The organism is Myxococcus guangdongensis (genome assembly GCF_024198255.1).
Taxonomy (GTDB): domain Bacteria; phylum Myxococcota; class Myxococcia; order Myxococcales; family Myxococcaceae; genus Myxococcus; species Myxococcus guangdongensis.
The window spans coordinates 221796-236146 of sequence record NZ_JAJVKW010000003.1; the positions used below are offsets into that span (position 1 = coordinate 221796).

The following is a 14351-nucleotide window of genomic DNA, read 5'->3' on the forward strand; positions in this document are numbered from 1 at the left end:
TCACTCCGGTGAGATGGACCGGGCCTTCCTCGCGGCGCCCGGTGATTGTCCGTAGCGACGTCGGAAGGCATTGCCCAGGTGGCCCTGGTTGGCGAAGCCCGCCTCCAGCGCCACGTCCGCGAGCGGCAGCCGTGTGTCCAGCAGGAGGGCGAGCGCGTGTCGCAGCCGCACCTCCTGGAGGTGTTGGTGGATGCCCGTCCCCGTCACCTTGCGGAAGACGCGGCAGGCGTGGAACGCGGAGACACCCGCGCTCGCGGCCAGCGCCTCGACGGAGACTCGCGCGTCGAAGTGGAGCGCGGCCTCGTGTGCGATGGCGTGCGCGATGTCCCGTTCGCGCGGGCTCACGGTGAGGGGGCCTCGCTCGCCAGGCGTGAGGATGAGCCCCAGGGTTTCCTCCACCTGGACGCGCTCCACGGGTTCTCCGCGCGCCACGTGGGCCAGCATCTCCTGGATGCGGACGTAGGCCTCCGTGCTGACGACGAGCGTCGATGCCTCCGAGTGCGACGCGTGACGCAGCCATGCTCCTCGCACGGACAGACAGGCGTCACCGCCGCCATGCGGATGGCGGATTTCACAGGGCCGCTGGGGACCGAGTCTCAGTCCGACACCTGGGGACACCACGGCCCGGGTCCGTGAGTCGCGGTACTGGAAGCGCCCGTGCAGCGCGAGGACGAGCCGCTCGCTGTCCACGCCTTCCTCCCGGGGCCTGGGGCCGTCGTGCCCGTCGCAGGTGACGCGGGCGAGCTGGAGGTCCGGCGCGCTGTAGAGGAGCGAGGCGTGCATGCGCGGCATGTCCTGAACATGGCGCGTCGCCCGAGGCGCGGGCAAGCGGTCCGGCCTCCGTGTGCTCACGAACAGTGGGAGCAAGGATGTGTAAGACGGCGCCGCCGCGGTTCCCTAGGGTGACCTCACTTCCACGAGCTACCCCATGAACGACCTGGACCTTCTCTCGAAGTCCTCGCGCCGCTGCGTCCGTGCCTGGCAATGGACGCGCGAAGACGAGCCCTGTGGCGAATACGCCGAGCTGCACGAACTGCATGACGGCTGGGCGCTGGCGGGCTCGGTGGTGCTCACGCGGGAGGGGACACCCTTCCTCGCGGAGTACTTCGTGGAGAGTGACACGCGGTGGCGCACGCGTCGGGTCCACGTCGCGCTGCGCGGGGCGGGTGTCTCGCGGAGGCTCGAGCTCCGCGTGGACGCTGGGCTGCGCTGGTGGCGAGGGGACGAGGAGGTGGTCCAGTTCGCGGGCTGCACGGACGTGGACCTGGCCTTCTCCCCGTCGACGAACACGCTGCCCATCCGCCGGCTGTCGCTGGAGGTGGGGCAGGGCAGCGACGTGGTGGCGGCGTGGGTGCGGATGCCGGACCTGTCGCTGGAGAAGCTGCCGCAGCGCTACACGCGCCTGTCCTCCACGCGCTATCGCTACGAGAGTGGTGGTGGCCGCTTCACCTCGGAAGTGGAGACGGATGAACTCGGGCTGGTGACGCGCTATCCGCCCGCGTGGGTGCGCGTGAGCTCCGCTTCGCGCTGAGCGCCCTGTTCCAACAACGCAATGCCATTCACAGGGGCGCCGGGTGACTTCGGCTCCTCACGGGAGACGTGCATCATGTCGCAGCCCGAATCATCGCTCTCGCAGCGGGCCGTGGAGCTTCTGCGCGCGGAAGGCCCCTTGCCCGCGCTGGCCGATTCACTCGCCCTGTTCGGACGCTTCATCGGCGCCTGGGACGTGGACGTCGCGTTCTTCGACGCCACCGGGAGACAGACCTACCGCCAGCCCGGCGAGTGGTCCTTCTCGTGGGTCCTGGACGGACGGGTCATCCAGGACGTGCTCATCTATCCGAACCCCGAGGGGCTCGGTGCCTCCGTGGGAGCGCGGCGCATCGGCACGTCGCTGCGTCAATTCATCCCGGAGCAGGGGACGTGGCGGGTCGTGTGGATGGGCGCCACCGCGGGGTATCTCGTCTCCCTCGTCGGTCGTCCCGTCGGGGATGAAATCCACATCGAGGGGAAGGACATGGACGGCAAGCCGCTGCGCTGGATGTTCACCGCCGTCACCGACGACTCGTTCCTCTGGCGCGGCTTCATGTCGGAGGATGGCGGCTCCTCCTATCGGCTCACGCAGGAGATGCACGCGCGTCGCAGAGTCCACTGCACCTGAGTCCCATGCGGACGTCGGTGGGCGGACGCCGTCCGCGGAGGTGGGGTACCCGCGGGCGGTGGTTCCGCGCTGGACTCGTTCAGGAAGGAGCGCCCGCTCGAGTGGCGCTCCCTTGCTGGAGGTCCCGCACATGAATGCCTTCTCCTTGCTTCGACTCTTCGTCTGTCTCGCCGCGCTGGTCGCGCCCGCCACGGTCCTGGCGCAGTCGCCACTCCTGTCGTGCACGGGGACGGCGGTCCGCACATACAATCCTGGCCTCACGTTGGTGACCCGGCCCACGGACATCCTCTCGGTGGGGAGCATCGAGTGCCTCCCAGGCGCGCCTGTCTCCTCGGGCTCCTACTCGTTCTTCGCCACGGGACTGCCCTCGAGTTGTCTGCTCGATGAGCCTGTCGGTACCGGCTCGCTGAAAATCGACTGGAACACGGGGGAGTCGAGTGTCATCAGCTTCACCCGAATCCTCACTCGGACTGGGGGGCAGACGGTGCTCGTCTTCGTCGGCTCGATTGCGTCGGGGCCCTTCGCGGGGAACCTCGCGACGGAGGTGGTCGTCGACCCTGCGCTCGACGTGGTGAGCTGCCTGCTCGGCCCTGGCATCACCGAGGTGCGGGGCGTGACGACCTTCGCCATCACCCAGTTCTGAGCTCGCGGCCTCGTTCACGAGGGGTGGCTTTCGCGGCCCCTCCCTGGCCTTTACGATGGGGCCGTGAGGTGCGTCGCTTGATGGGTCGGAGCCGTGGGAACGGGGTGAGGATGGGAGCGAGGCCGCCGTGCACGGGCTTTCGTGTCCGGGGGCGCGTGACGTGAGCCCGACGACGAAGTCCCAGGCCGCGGATGCGCCGCGCACGGTGGACGACGAGGGCGAGCAGCACGCAACGCCCGTCGACCTCGCGGTGGTCCCGGCGAATGCCCCGGTCGTCGTGCACGCGTCCCGCGGCGATGGCCTGACAGCAGGGACTCCCGAGGGGCCGCGTCGAAGCGTGGCGACCGTGGCCCGCTCGAACCTCTGGCCCGTGCTCCGCTTGACGTTCTCGCTCCTGGGCTCGGGGCTGTGGGGCGCGCTCAAGGGCTTCTTCATCTTCGGATGCGCCGGGCTCGCGCTGGCGCTCGCGTTCGTGCTGGCGCCCCTCTGGCTCGGAAGCACACGAGGGCCTCCCTGGCTGGACATGCTGAGCCTGTTGCTCATGCCGCTGTCGCTCGCGGTGACGGGCGGCTACGCGATGATGCTCCACGGTGGCGCCTCCCGGCTCGGCGAGGAGGCGGAGAAGCGCGGCTGGCTCGGCTACCTCTACGCGGTCATCAAGCCCGCCGCGCAGCAGCTCGCGGGCCGCTTGCGCAACAAGGGCTCGCTGAGCCGCAAGGAGCTGCTCCGAGCCGTCAAGGAGTCGGTGGCGGAGCGCGCGGGCGGGCCCTCGTCGCCGTCCACCGCCGCCTCGCGACTGGGGGGGCTGGAGCGCTTCTTCATGGAGCAGTCCTACCGGGTGCTGGGCGCCATCGCCGTGCGCGCGGTGGTCGCGTCGCCGGACGGCGCCACCGCGGTGCGGGAGCTGGAGTCGCTGGCCATCGAGCGATTGCAGGTCGCGCTCGTGGAGCGGCTGGAGGACCTGTTCCTCGTGCAGCAGATTCTGGCGCTTGGCGTGGGTCTGCTCGTCGCCGCGATTCCGCTGTTCATCCTGCTGATGCTGTCCTGATGAAAAGAAACGCGGGGCGGCCATCCCCCACGACCGACCCGCGCGAGCCCGCATCTCACGCCGCTAGACGACGGTGACGCGGTACTTCTCCTTGTCCTCCGCGCGGTTGTGGGCCGTGGCCGCGGAGATGATGTGGCACACCCAGCCGAGACATCCGCCGGTGCCAATCCAGAAGCCGGGGGTGATGATGAGCCAGAAGACACCGCGCAGGATGTCCCCGTTGTAGATCTGCCCGACACCTGGGATGAGGAAGGACAGCAGGGCTGCGATTCCGGGACGCGACATCGTCTTGGTACCTCCTTGCTCTTCCCTACGCACACAGGCCGGAGCCATTGCATCCGGCGGGGTGCCCCACCTATCGGCTCCTGGACGCTTGCCTGCCCTGCTCGACGAGGGGAAGGTGCAATACCGGTCCCGGCCCGCTACCATGGACCCACTTTGTGAACCCGTCGGGTCGGCGGACGGGCTTTCCGGGGGGATGGTCATCATCGGGCTGATTCGAGCCAGCGCGCGCGCGCTTCGCGGGCGGCATCTCGTCGAGATGCTGGTCCTGGCCGGCGTGTATCTCGCCGTCGCTCGGCTGGGCCTCTCCCTGGCCACCGTGGGTGGAAATGTCAGCCCCGTGTGGCCCCCCACGGGTGTCGCGCTGGCCGCACTGGTGCTGCGCGGACCCGTGCTGTGGCCCGGAGTCTTCCTGGGCGCCTGTCTGGCGACCCTGTCGACGGGAGTGTCCCTTCCGGTGGTGCTGGGCGTGTCCACGGGCAACACGCTGGCGATGGTGCTCGGCGCGCTCCTGACGCGGCGGCTGCGCATGGACGCGGGCCTGTCACGCATCCGTGATGTGGTCGTCCTGTGCGTGGGCGCGGGCGCGGTGTGCACGGGCGTCAGCTCGTTCGTCGGGCCGCTGTGCCTGTACTGGGGCGGCGCGCTGCCGTGGGAGCAGATGGGCCACGCCGTCTGGGTGTGGTGGGTGGGGGACATGATGGGCGTGCTCGTGGTGGCGCCGCCGTTGCTCCTGCTCAGCCGCCCCGCATGGCCCGCCCGCCTGGGTGAGGCGCTGGCGCTGGCCGGACTCACGGCGGTGCTGGGCGTGGGCATCTTCCTCTTCCGCAACTCGGAGCCGGGGCTCGCGCACGCGGCCAGCTTCCTGTTGTTCCCCATCTCCGCGCTGGCGGCGCTGCGCTTCGGACCGCGCGGCGCGGCGTTGGCGACGCTGGCCATCTCCTCGGTGGCCATCGTCGGCACGGTGCGCGGACAGGGCCCGTTCTCCTCGGGCAACGTGGCGCAGGACCTGCTGGTGCTCCAGCTCTTCATCGTCATCAACGCGGTGACGGGCCAGCTGCTGGCGGCGGCGAGCGAGGAGCGGCGGCGCGCGGTGGAGCGGCTCCAGTTGCTCGCCACCACGGTGCGCGGCGTGCACGAGGGCGTCTTCATCGCGGAGGTGGTGGGCCCCAGCAAGCTGCGCACCGTCTTCGCCAACGAGGCGCTGAGCATGCTGCTGGGCCAGCCCCCCGAGGAGCTGGTGGGCCAGGACCCGTGCCTGCTCTACGGCGACCAGGACCCGAGGCTGTCGCAGCGCGTGCACGCGGCGCTCCAGGCGGGCGAGTCCCTCTGTGTCGAGGTGACGGTGCCGCGCAAGGACGGCCGCATCGTCTCCACGGAGGTGCTGCTGTCGCCGGTGCGCGCGACGGGCGGGGATGTGTCCCACTTCGTGGCCACCCACCGCGACATCACCGCGACGAAGGAGCTGCAGGCGCGGCTGGTGGCGGCCGAGCGCGTGGCCGCGGTGGGGACGCTCGCGGCGGGCGTGGGGCACGAAATCAACAACCCGCTGGCCTACCTGGTGCTGAACCTGGAGTCCGCCTCGCGCGCGCTGACGGAGAACGGGATGATGGCGATGCGGGACGTGCAGGCCAGCGTGCGCGGCGCGCTGGAGGGCGCCGAGCGCATCCGCCTCATCGTCCGCGACCTCCAGGTGTTCAGCCGTCAGGGGGACCAGGAGCGCTCGCTGGTGGACCTCAACGCGCTGGTGCCTCCGGCGGTGCGCATCATCAGCCATGCGCTGCGCCACCGCGCGCGGCTGGTGGAGGAGTTCGGTCCGGTGCCCAAGGTGCTGGGCAGCGAGGCGCGGCTGGGACAGGTGCTGCTCAACCTGCTGGTCAACGCGATGCAGGCGGTGCCCGAGGGCAACCCGAGCCTCCACGAGGTGCGCGTGCGGACCAGCACGGACGTGACGGGCCGGGCCCGCGTGGACGTGGTGGACACGGGCGTGGGCATCGCCCCGCAGGTGATGTCGCGCATCTTCGAGCCCTTCTTCACCACCAAGGCCTCGGGAGAGGGGACCGGGCTGGGGCTCGCCATCTGTCAGCAGATCGTCCGCACGCACGGAGGTGACCTGGAGGTGCGCAGCGAGGAGGGCAAGGGCAGCGTCTTCACCATGTACCTGCCAGCGGCGCCGGTGCAGGTGGAGGTGCCGCCGCGCCCGGTGTCCCGCGGCAAGCCGCCCATGCCCTCGACGGGACGGCGGGGTCGGGTGCTGGTGGTGGACGACGAGCCCCGGCTGGCGCAGTCCATGCGGCTGCTGCTGGAGCCCTACCACGACGTCGTCACCGCGACGCGAGGTCAGGATGCGCTCGCGTTGGTGGCGGCGGGCAACCGCTTCGACGTCATCCTGTGCGACCTGCAGATGCCGGAGGTGGACGGCGCGGCGCTCTTCCGACGCCTGGAGGTGATGGCGCCGGAGTTGATCGAGCGCGTGGTGTTCATCTCCGGTGGGGCGTACACCTCGGAGACGCGCAGCTTCATCGAGACGGTGCAGAACCTGGTGCTGGAGAAGCCCGTCCGGCCCGAGGTGTTGATGGCGTCGGTGGACGCCGCGCTGGACGCGCTCGACGCACGGGAGGCCGAGCACGCCCCCGTGGTGGCCCGCGCGGGCGGCGTGCGTCACTGAGGACGACGCCACCCGGCGGTGCGTGTCACGGCTGACGGGTGCTGATGCGCTGCTGGAAGAGCCAGGTCCAGAGCGCCGGGTCCGCGAAGGCGTTCTGCCACACGGTGTTGGAGTGCCCCACGCCCGGGTAGGTGGTGATGGCGTGCATGGCGCTGGTGGTGCCTCCGCACTGCGTCTCCAGCTTCGTCTTGAGTGCGGTGGACTGGGCCGCGGAGCCCATGGAGTCCGAACCGCCATGGAAGGGCCAGATGGGCAACGTGCGCAGATTGCAGAGGTTGGTCGTGTTGGCCGTGACGGGAGAATTGGTGACGGCGAGGGGGACGAAGGCCGAGACGCGGTCCATGTAGCTGGCGAGACCGGTGGACTCGTAGAGGACGTTGGCGCCGCCGCTGAAGCCCGCGAAGTAGACGCGGTCCGCGTCGACCAGCAGGTCGCGCTTCAGGTCGTTGAGCAGGGTCATCAGGTGGTTGACGTTGAAGTAGGCGGGGCCTCCCGGTCCGGGGCCGTTGATCCAGTAGTGCATGGACACGGCGATGGCTCCGAAGCCCGCGCGGTAGGTGGCGTCGCGCAGGTTCCAGGCGAGCCCTTCCGCGTTGGTGTTCACCGCCAGGTGGTCATCGGTCAGCATCACGCCGCCGGTGCCCGGGAGCGAGAAGACGATGGGCCAGCGAGCGTTGCGGTCCGTGTTGTATCCGGCGGGGAGGAACAGCGCGTAGGAGTAGCGGGCGTCCTGCACTGCAATCTGCTCACCGGCCGTGCACGTCAGCGGACCCGTGGACGGGGTGGTGGCATGGCCCATCACTCGCAGCTCACGCACATGGGCATTGCCGCCCGCGCCGAGCCAGAGCAGGCGGACCTTGGAGGCCACCACGGGCGTGGTGAAGGTCACCGTCTTCTGTGTCCCCGTCGTGGGATTGTTGCGGACGGAGCCGCCTGGGATGGGCTTCCAGCAGCCGCCATCCCACGCCAGGAGGTCGAAGTTGACGAGGGCCTCGGGCGAGTCGACGTAGAAGGACGAGTGCACCTCCGCGCTGTGAATGAGGAAGGTGCCCTGGAGGTCCACGTCGAGGTACGTGCCCCGCTTGCCCGAGTAGCCCGACTTCCAGAAGGTCGACAGGTTGTCGTCGGTGGCGCGAGCGGGGACGTTCGCTCCGTCGGTGGACAGCGCGGTGGCGGGCTTGTTCTTCGCCACGTTCGTCAGCGTGGTGGTGGGGTTGCTCACCGTCACCGTGACATCGTCGGAGTGCGTCGCGCCGTCGTCATCCGTCACGGTGAGGCGGAAGACCAGTGTGCCGGCCGTGAGCCCGCTGACGGACAGTGACGGCGTGTTGGCGCCACTCAGCGAGGCGGTGGGGCCGCTCACCTGGGTCCACGCATAGGACGCGATGCTGCCATCCGAGTCCGTGGCGGAGCCCGTCAGCGTGATGCCCGCGTTGGGCAGCACCACCGTGCGGTCCGCGCCCGCGTTGGCCACGGGCGGCTGGTTGGGCGGCGTGTTGGCGACTGTCACCGTGACGTCGTCGGAGTGCGTCGCGCCGTCGTCATCCGTCACGGTGAGGCGGAAGACGAGCGTGCCGGCGGAGAGGTTGCTCACGGTGAGCGTCGAGGTGGCCTCGCCCGTCAGGGTGGCCGTCGGGCCGCTGACCTGTGTCCAGGCGTAGGACGCGATGGTCCCGTCCGAGTCCGTCGCCGTGCCGGTGAGCACGAGGCTCGAGGTGGGCAGCACCACCGTGCGGTCCACGCCCGCGTTGGCCACGGGAGGCTGGTTCACCGGAGCGCTGGTCACCGTCACGGTGACGTCGTCCGAGTGCGTGTCGCCATCATCATCCGCCACGGTGAGGCGGAAGACGAAGGTGCCCGCCGTGAGCCCGCTGAGCGAGAGCGTGGCGGTGTTCGCCCCGGAGAGCGTGACCGCGGGGCCGCTGAGCTTCGTCCATGAGTACAGGGCGATGGTGCCGTCCACATCCGTGGCGGAGCCCGTGAGCGTGAGGCTCGACTTGGGTAGCACCACGCTCTGGTCCGCGCCGGCATTGGCCACGGGCGGCTGGTTGGCACCGGGCGTGGCGGGTGCACCGAACACCCAGAGCTCCTTCACGCGGCAGTTCGAGCCCGCCGGCTCGTTGCACAGGAAGCGGACCTTCTGGCCCCGCACCACCTGCGTGAAGGTCCGGGACACGACGACGCCCGTGGCCGGGTTGCCCGTCACCGTGGAGCCAGGGATGGGCTGCCAGCTCGTCCCGTCGTGGTACTGGAGCGCGAAGCTCGAGATGGCCCTGTCGTTCTGGTAGCCCGTGTAGACCTCCATCCGGTGGAGGTCGAACGTCCCCTGCAGGTCCACGTCGAGATACCGCTGCGAGGTGAAGTACTCCCCCGTGCACCAGCGCGAGTCATCCGAGGTGATGTTCCCGTCCACCGCGTACTGCGGGAGGAAGATGTAGGGGTCGGTCTGGTATTGCGACGCCGTGGCCGGCTTGTTCAACGTGACGTTGACCAGCGTCTCCAGCGACGCGGACCGCGAGGACTCCTCGGTGGGCGCCTCCGGCGCCGGGTCGCAACCGCTCAGCACCAGGGCGCCGATACAGCTCCCCAGCAGGATGAAGGACTTGTTCAAGATGGAATCTCCGGACAAAACAGCAAAACAAGTTCTAGTCCAGGAGTGCACTCCGAGTACACGGGGAGGCGGGATGCTGAAGTTTCAGTGATACAGAAACATGTGGATGTCGCTGGTCAGGGCCCGGCTCAGGCGACGCGGATGAGGACCTTGCCGGTGGTCCTCCGAGCGGCCAGGGCCTGGTGCGCCTCGGCGACGGCCTGGAGCGGGAAGCCCTGCTCGAAGATGGGCTGGAGCAGGCCGCGCTCCACCAGGGTGAGGGCCTCGCGGAGCGCCGCCTGACGCTGCTCGAACGGGAGGGTGAAGGTGGCGAAGCCGACGAGGGACTGATTCTGGGCCAGCACGCCCATCATCTGCTCCCGGCTCCACGCGGTGTCGAACAGGCTCTCCGCGCCGAAGAGCACCAACCTCCCCCGGAAGGCGAGGGCCTGCAGACTCGAGGCGGGGACAGCTCCACCTCCCGCGACGAAGACGATGTCCGCGCCCCTGCCCGCCGTGGCCTCGCGTACCTGCGTGGGCCAGTCGTCGCGAGAGGTGTCCACGGCGGCGTCCGCGCCCAGGCGGAGCACGAGGGCGCGCTTGGCTTCACGGCTCGTGCCGCCGATGACCTTCGAGGCGCCCATCCGCTTCGCGAGCTGCACGAGCAGGCTGCCCACGCCTCCCGCGGCGGACGGGATGTAGATGGATTCGCCCTCACGCAGCTTCGCGCCCTCGCGCAGCCCGAGCAGCGCCGTGGGGGCCTGGGCCGGAAGACAGACGGCCTGCTCGAAGGACACGCCCTCCGGGAGGGGGAGCACCATCGAGGCGGGCGCCACGGCCTGCTCCGCGAAGGCCCCCTGGTTCGGCAGGAGCGCGACGACGCGGGTGCCCGGCTCGAGCCCCCGGACGTCGGAGCCCACGGCGTCCACGATGCCCGCGGCCTCCAGTCCCGGGGTGAAGGGGAGGGGCGGTGTGCCGGGGATGCGTCCCTCCCGTTGTCCCAGGTCCGTGAAGTTGAGCCCCGAGACGTGGACGCGGATGCGCACCTCGTCCTGGCCGGGGGTTGGCGTGGGGACCTCGTCGAGACGCAGCCCCTCGGGGCCGCCGAAGGCATGCAGGCGGATGGCTTTCATGCGATGGACCTATAGTCCTGGGTGAAAGGACGAACATGCGCCAGAAGTCCGTTTCTCTCGTCCAACCGTCCGGCGGAGCGCCGGGGCTCGATGTGCTGGGGGACGTGCTCCAGGGCGTGAAGCTGCGCAGCCGGGTGAACGCGCGCTACGAGCTGACCGCGCCGTGGGGCATGCGAATCGGCGGCTCACCGTTCCCGCTGTTCTACGCGGTGATGCGCGGCGGCTGTCTGTTGTCCACCGACGCGCGGGAGCTGTCGCTGGCGAGCGGTGACTTCGTGTTCATCCCCGCCGACGTGAAGTTCACGCTGAAGGACCGCCGCTCCACGCGCGCGCTGCCCATCGAGGACGTCTACGCGACACGAAAGCCCCTGCGCTGTGGCGGCCTGCTCCAGTACGGCGGCGGAGGCGAGGCGGTGACGTTGATGGTCGGCTCGTTCCTCTTCGAGGGCGAGACGCTCAGCCCGTTGGTGAGGCACCTGCCCTCGCTGCTCCACGTCCGCGCGGACGACCCCAGGTCTCCGAGGTGGCTGGAGTCGACGCTGCGCTTCGTGGCCTCCGAAATCGAGGCCCAGCAGCCCGGACACGAGGTGGTCGTCAGCCGGCTCGCGGACGTGCTCTTCGTGCAGGCGCTGCGCGCGCACCTGTCGTCGTCGTCGCGAGAGAAGGGCTGGCTGCGAGCCCTGGTGGACCCGCGCATCGGCGCGGTGCTCCAGCAGGTGCACGAGAAGCCCGAGGCGCCGTGGACGCTGGAGGGCCTGGCGAAGCGGGCCGGCATGTCCCGCTCCGTGTTCGCCGAGCGCTTCAAGTCGCTCGTGGGCGAAGCGCCCCTGGCGTACGTGGGCCAGTGGCGCATGCACCGGGCGATGACGCTGCTGAAGGACCGGGACGTGTCCCTGGCCGAGGTCGCTCGCGCCGTGGGCTACGAGACGGAGAGCTCCTTCGGCAAGGCCTTCCGAAAGTGGGTGGGCGTCACGCCCGGCGTGTACCGACGGACCGGCCTCGGCGAAGCGACGTCCGAGGCCCGGTGACGAGGCGCCGGCCTACGGCTTCAGCCCCGCGTAGACGGCGTCACGCACGGCGCCGGGGAACGCGCCCGACATGCCCTCGAACGCGGTGTTGGTCAGCGTCACCACGGTGACGCCGCTGCGCGGGTCCACGAACCAGGTGTGTCCGTACGCGCCGCCCCACTGCCACGTGCCCTGTGCCTGCTCACCCTGCGCCTGCTCCGCGTCCGTCAGCACCGCGGAGATGAGCCCCCAGCCCCAGCCCGGTCCCTGCGTCTGTGACTCCGGCCCCACCTGCACCGCGCCGAGCGTGTCCACGGTGGTCTTCTTCAGCACCGGCGCGCCGCCCTTGCGCAGCGCCTCCAGGAACTTCACGTAGTCCGCCGCCGTCCCCACCATGCCCGCGCCGCCCGAGGCGTACGCCTCCGCGCTCAGCGCCCGTCCCGGTGAGAAGCGGACCTGTCCACCCCAGAGGGGCACGTCCTGCGTCTTGCCCATGCGCGTCGGTGTGGGCTTCCCATCCGCGTACGCCGCCACCAGTCGCGATGCATCGCTCGCTCGGAAGGACGTGTCCTTCAAGCCCAGGGGCTTCGTGACGAGCTTCGCCACGGCCTCGGGAAGCGGCGCCCCCGCGGCGCGCGAGACCACCGCGCCGAGCACATCCGTGGACAGCGAGTAGCTCCAGCGCTGCCCTGGCTCGAACCACAGCGGCACCGCCGCGAGCCTGCGCAGGTTCTCCTCCAACGTGAGCCCCGGCACCTCGTCCAGCCCGTCGGAGACGCCCGCCTTCCCATAGGCGGCCTCGCTCTGCGGCTGGAAGCCGTACGCCAGTCCGGAGGTGTGCGTCAGCAGGTGCTTCACCGTGATGACAGGCTCGCGGCCGTCCGAGAGCTTCGGCCGGAAGTCCGGCAGCCACTTCGTGACAGGGTCCTCCAGCGACAGCTTGCCCTGGTCCACCAGCGCCAACGCCGCCACCGAGACGAGCGGCTTCGTCATCGACGCCAGCCGGAACACACCGTCCTCACGCATGGGCTTCTTCGCCTCGCGGTCGGCGAAGCCCGCGGCGCGGCGGTAGAGGACCGCTCCATCGCGCACCACGGTGACCACCGTGCCGACGATGCGCTGCTCGGCCAGGGCCTGGTCGATGACCGCATCCAGGTTGCGGGCCACGGCGGATGCTCCGGCGGTCTTCGAGGCCGCGGTGGACGGAGGCGGGGCCGCGGGGGCGGCGGAGGACACACCGAGACTGGCAGCCACCAGCAGGCTGGCGATGGCAGGATTCATGGGTCGGGACTCCTTTTTATGTAGCGGGTGTTATTTAAATAGGACCCACCCTCCACGATTTCAATAGTGAGCGTTATGAAAAAGGACCCGACCCCCCAGCCCCGTCCCCGAGGTCGGCCCCGGGAGTTCGACGAGACGAAGGCCCTGGACCGGGCGCTGGAGGTGTTCTGGCGGCTGGGCTACGAGGGTGCGTCCGTCGCACAGCTCACCCAGGCCATGGGGCTCACCGCGCCCAGCCTCTATGCCGCGTTCGGCTCCAAGGAGGGGCTGTACCGGCGGGTGCTGGAGCGCTACCAGCAGGGCCCGGGCGCGTACACCTGGGACGTGTTCGCCCGGGAGCCCACCGTGAGGGCCGCCATCGAGCGACTGCTGCGCGAGACGGCCCATCACTTCACGCGCCGCAAGCAGCCTCCCGGCTGCATGATTTCCACGGCGCTGCTGCGCTGCGCGGAGGAGCACCAGCCGGTGGCGGACTTCGTCGCGAGCCTGCGCACGCGCGCGGTGGGCGTGTTCCGTGAGCACATCCAGCGCGCCATCGCCCAGGGGGAGCTGCCCGCGGGCACGGACGCGGAGGCCATGGCCCGCTACCACGGCGCCATCATCCAGGGCATGTCCGTGCAGGCCCAGGACGGCGCGAGCGAGGCGGAGTTGCTCGGGCTGGTGGAGGTGGCGATGAAGGCCTGGAGCCCTCCGGCCAGCCGGCCTCGCGCGCGCTGACCCCAGGGAACACCGCCCGCCCGGGCCGGAAAGTCCCTGCGAATCCAACCGGTTGCGCCGCTCCAGCCCCCTCCGTCCCCGCGCCACGCGGGTTTGCGGTGCGACGGACGTCCGGGAGGCTTATCAACACGGGTAAGGATGCCCGACATGACCGCCCAAGACCGCGTCGAGAGCGCCGCCGCCCGCGCGCTGAAGGTGTTTCCGCTGCCGTCGGCGGTGCTCTTCCCCCACACCCTCATCCCCCTGCACATCTTCGAGCCGCGCTACCGGGACATGGTGCGTGACGCGCTCGCGGGGGACCGCGTGGTGGCGCTGGCCCAGCTGGAGACGGGCTGGGAGGGCAACTACGAGGGGCGTCCCCCCATGCAGCCCATCATGTGCGCGGGCGTCATCGCCTGGGACGAGCAGGTGGAGGAGGGCCGCTACAACATCCTCCTGCAGGGCGTCAGCCGCATCCGGATGATTTCCGAGCTCTCCGGCGACAAGTCCTACCGCGAGGTGCGCGCGCAGGTGCTCGCGGACCACCCCTATCAAGGACCCGAGGAGGAGCGGCTGCGCCAGGCCGTCTTCGAGCTGGCCGGGCGCGTGCCTCCCACCTTCGCGGAGAGCCTGCTGCCGGTGGCGGCGCGCGCGGGCGGAGGCATGCTCGCGGACGTGGTGGCCTCGGCCATCATCCCGGAGGCCGAGCGGCGCCAGCAGCTGCTCGTCGAGCTGGACGTGAAGCGCAGGCTGGAGGCGGTGCTCGCGGACGTGGGCGAGCTCATCGCCCGGCTCCAGCCCTTACGCCCCTCTGGCCCACTGAACTGAAGCGCCCCGGGGCCCTC

General features: G+C 70.3%; 13 protein-coding genes. 8 read left to right on the forward strand and 5 right to left on the reverse strand.

Annotated features, from left to right (window positions below; all coding sequences use genetic code 11):
- Complete coding sequence (locus tag LXT21_RS10310) at positions 1 to 783, reverse strand: helix-turn-helix transcriptional regulator (protein ID WP_254037944.1); 783 nt, start codon at positions 781 to 783, stop codon at positions 1 to 3.
- Between the two features lie 145 nt (positions 784 to 928).
- Here LXT21_RS10310 and LXT21_RS10315 point away from each other — a divergent pair, with 145 nt between their 5' ends.
- From LXT21_RS10315 to LXT21_RS10330, 4 genes are all read left to right on the forward strand, one after another.
- A complete protein-coding gene (locus LXT21_RS10315; protein ID WP_254037945.1) occupies positions 929 to 1531 on the forward strand; it encodes a putative glycolipid-binding domain-containing protein in 603 nt (200 codons plus the stop codon).
- 75 nt (positions 1532 to 1606) lie between these two features.
- Positions 1607 to 2158, forward strand: coding sequence for a hypothetical protein (locus tag LXT21_RS10320; RefSeq protein ID WP_254037946.1), 552 nt, complete (start codon positions 1607 to 1609; stop codon positions 2156 to 2158).
- Positions 2159 to 2288: 130 nt separating this feature from the next.
- Positions 2289 to 2801, forward strand: coding sequence for a hypothetical protein (locus LXT21_RS10325; RefSeq protein WP_254037947.1), 513 nt, complete (start codon positions 2289 to 2291; stop codon positions 2799 to 2801).
- A gap of 160 nt (positions 2802 to 2961) precedes the next feature.
- Complete coding sequence (locus LXT21_RS10330) at positions 2962 to 3849, forward strand: hypothetical protein (protein ID WP_254037948.1); 888 nt, start codon at positions 2962 to 2964, stop codon at positions 3847 to 3849.
- A 63-nt stretch (positions 3850 to 3912) separates the two neighbouring features.
- Here the strand turns inward: LXT21_RS10330 and LXT21_RS10335 are convergent, their stop codons facing one another.
- Entirely contained in the window at positions 3913 to 4134 is a 222-nt protein-coding gene (locus LXT21_RS10335; RefSeq protein WP_234068031.1) for a DUF5683 domain-containing protein, read from the reverse strand.
- A 193-nt stretch (positions 4135 to 4327) separates the two neighbouring features.
- On the opposite strand from LXT21_RS10335, the gene LXT21_RS10340 reads away from it, so the two are divergent.
- Positions 4328 to 6799 carry an MASE1 domain-containing protein gene (locus tag LXT21_RS10340; protein ID WP_254037949.1) on the forward strand — a complete coding sequence of 824 codons (2472 nt, stop codon included), beginning with the start codon at positions 4328 to 4330 and terminating at the stop codon, positions 6797 to 6799.
- Positions 6800 to 6824: 25 nt separating this feature from the next.
- Here the strand turns inward: LXT21_RS10340 and LXT21_RS10345 are convergent, their stop codons facing one another.
- Positions 6825 to 9410 (reverse strand): PKD domain-containing protein, encoded by a 2586-nt coding sequence (locus LXT21_RS10345; RefSeq protein WP_254037950.1) that lies wholly within the window; start codon positions 9408 to 9410, stop codon positions 6825 to 6827.
- A gap of 128 nt (positions 9411 to 9538) precedes the next feature.
- Positions 9539 to 10522, reverse strand: coding sequence for a quinone oxidoreductase family protein (locus tag LXT21_RS10350; RefSeq protein WP_254037951.1), 984 nt, complete (start codon positions 10520 to 10522; stop codon positions 9539 to 9541).
- A 35-nt stretch (positions 10523 to 10557) separates the two neighbouring features.
- Here LXT21_RS10350 and LXT21_RS10355 point away from each other — a divergent pair, with 35 nt between their 5' ends.
- Complete coding sequence (locus LXT21_RS10355) at positions 10558 to 11550, forward strand: AraC family transcriptional regulator (protein WP_254037952.1); 993 nt, start codon at positions 10558 to 10560, stop codon at positions 11548 to 11550.
- A gap of 12 nt (positions 11551 to 11562) precedes the next feature.
- On the opposite strand, the gene LXT21_RS10360 is transcribed toward LXT21_RS10355, so the two are convergent.
- Positions 11563 to 12810: a serine hydrolase domain-containing protein gene (locus LXT21_RS10360; RefSeq protein WP_254037953.1), complete on the reverse strand. Its 1248-nt coding sequence runs from the start codon at positions 12808 to 12810 to the stop codon at positions 11563 to 11565.
- 75 nt (positions 12811 to 12885) lie between these two features.
- Here LXT21_RS10360 and LXT21_RS10365 point away from each other — a divergent pair, with 75 nt between their 5' ends.
- On the forward strand, positions 12886 to 13527 hold the full coding sequence (locus LXT21_RS10365; protein ID WP_254038528.1) for a TetR/AcrR family transcriptional regulator: 642 nt from the start codon (positions 12886 to 12888) through the stop codon (positions 13525 to 13527).
- A 147-nt stretch (positions 13528 to 13674) separates the two neighbouring features.
- Positions 13675 to 14334, forward strand: a complete 660-nt coding sequence (locus LXT21_RS10370) for an LON peptidase substrate-binding domain-containing protein (protein WP_254037954.1) — start codon at positions 13675 to 13677, stop codon at positions 14332 to 14334.
- Positions 14335 to 14351: the final 17 nt, after the last annotated feature.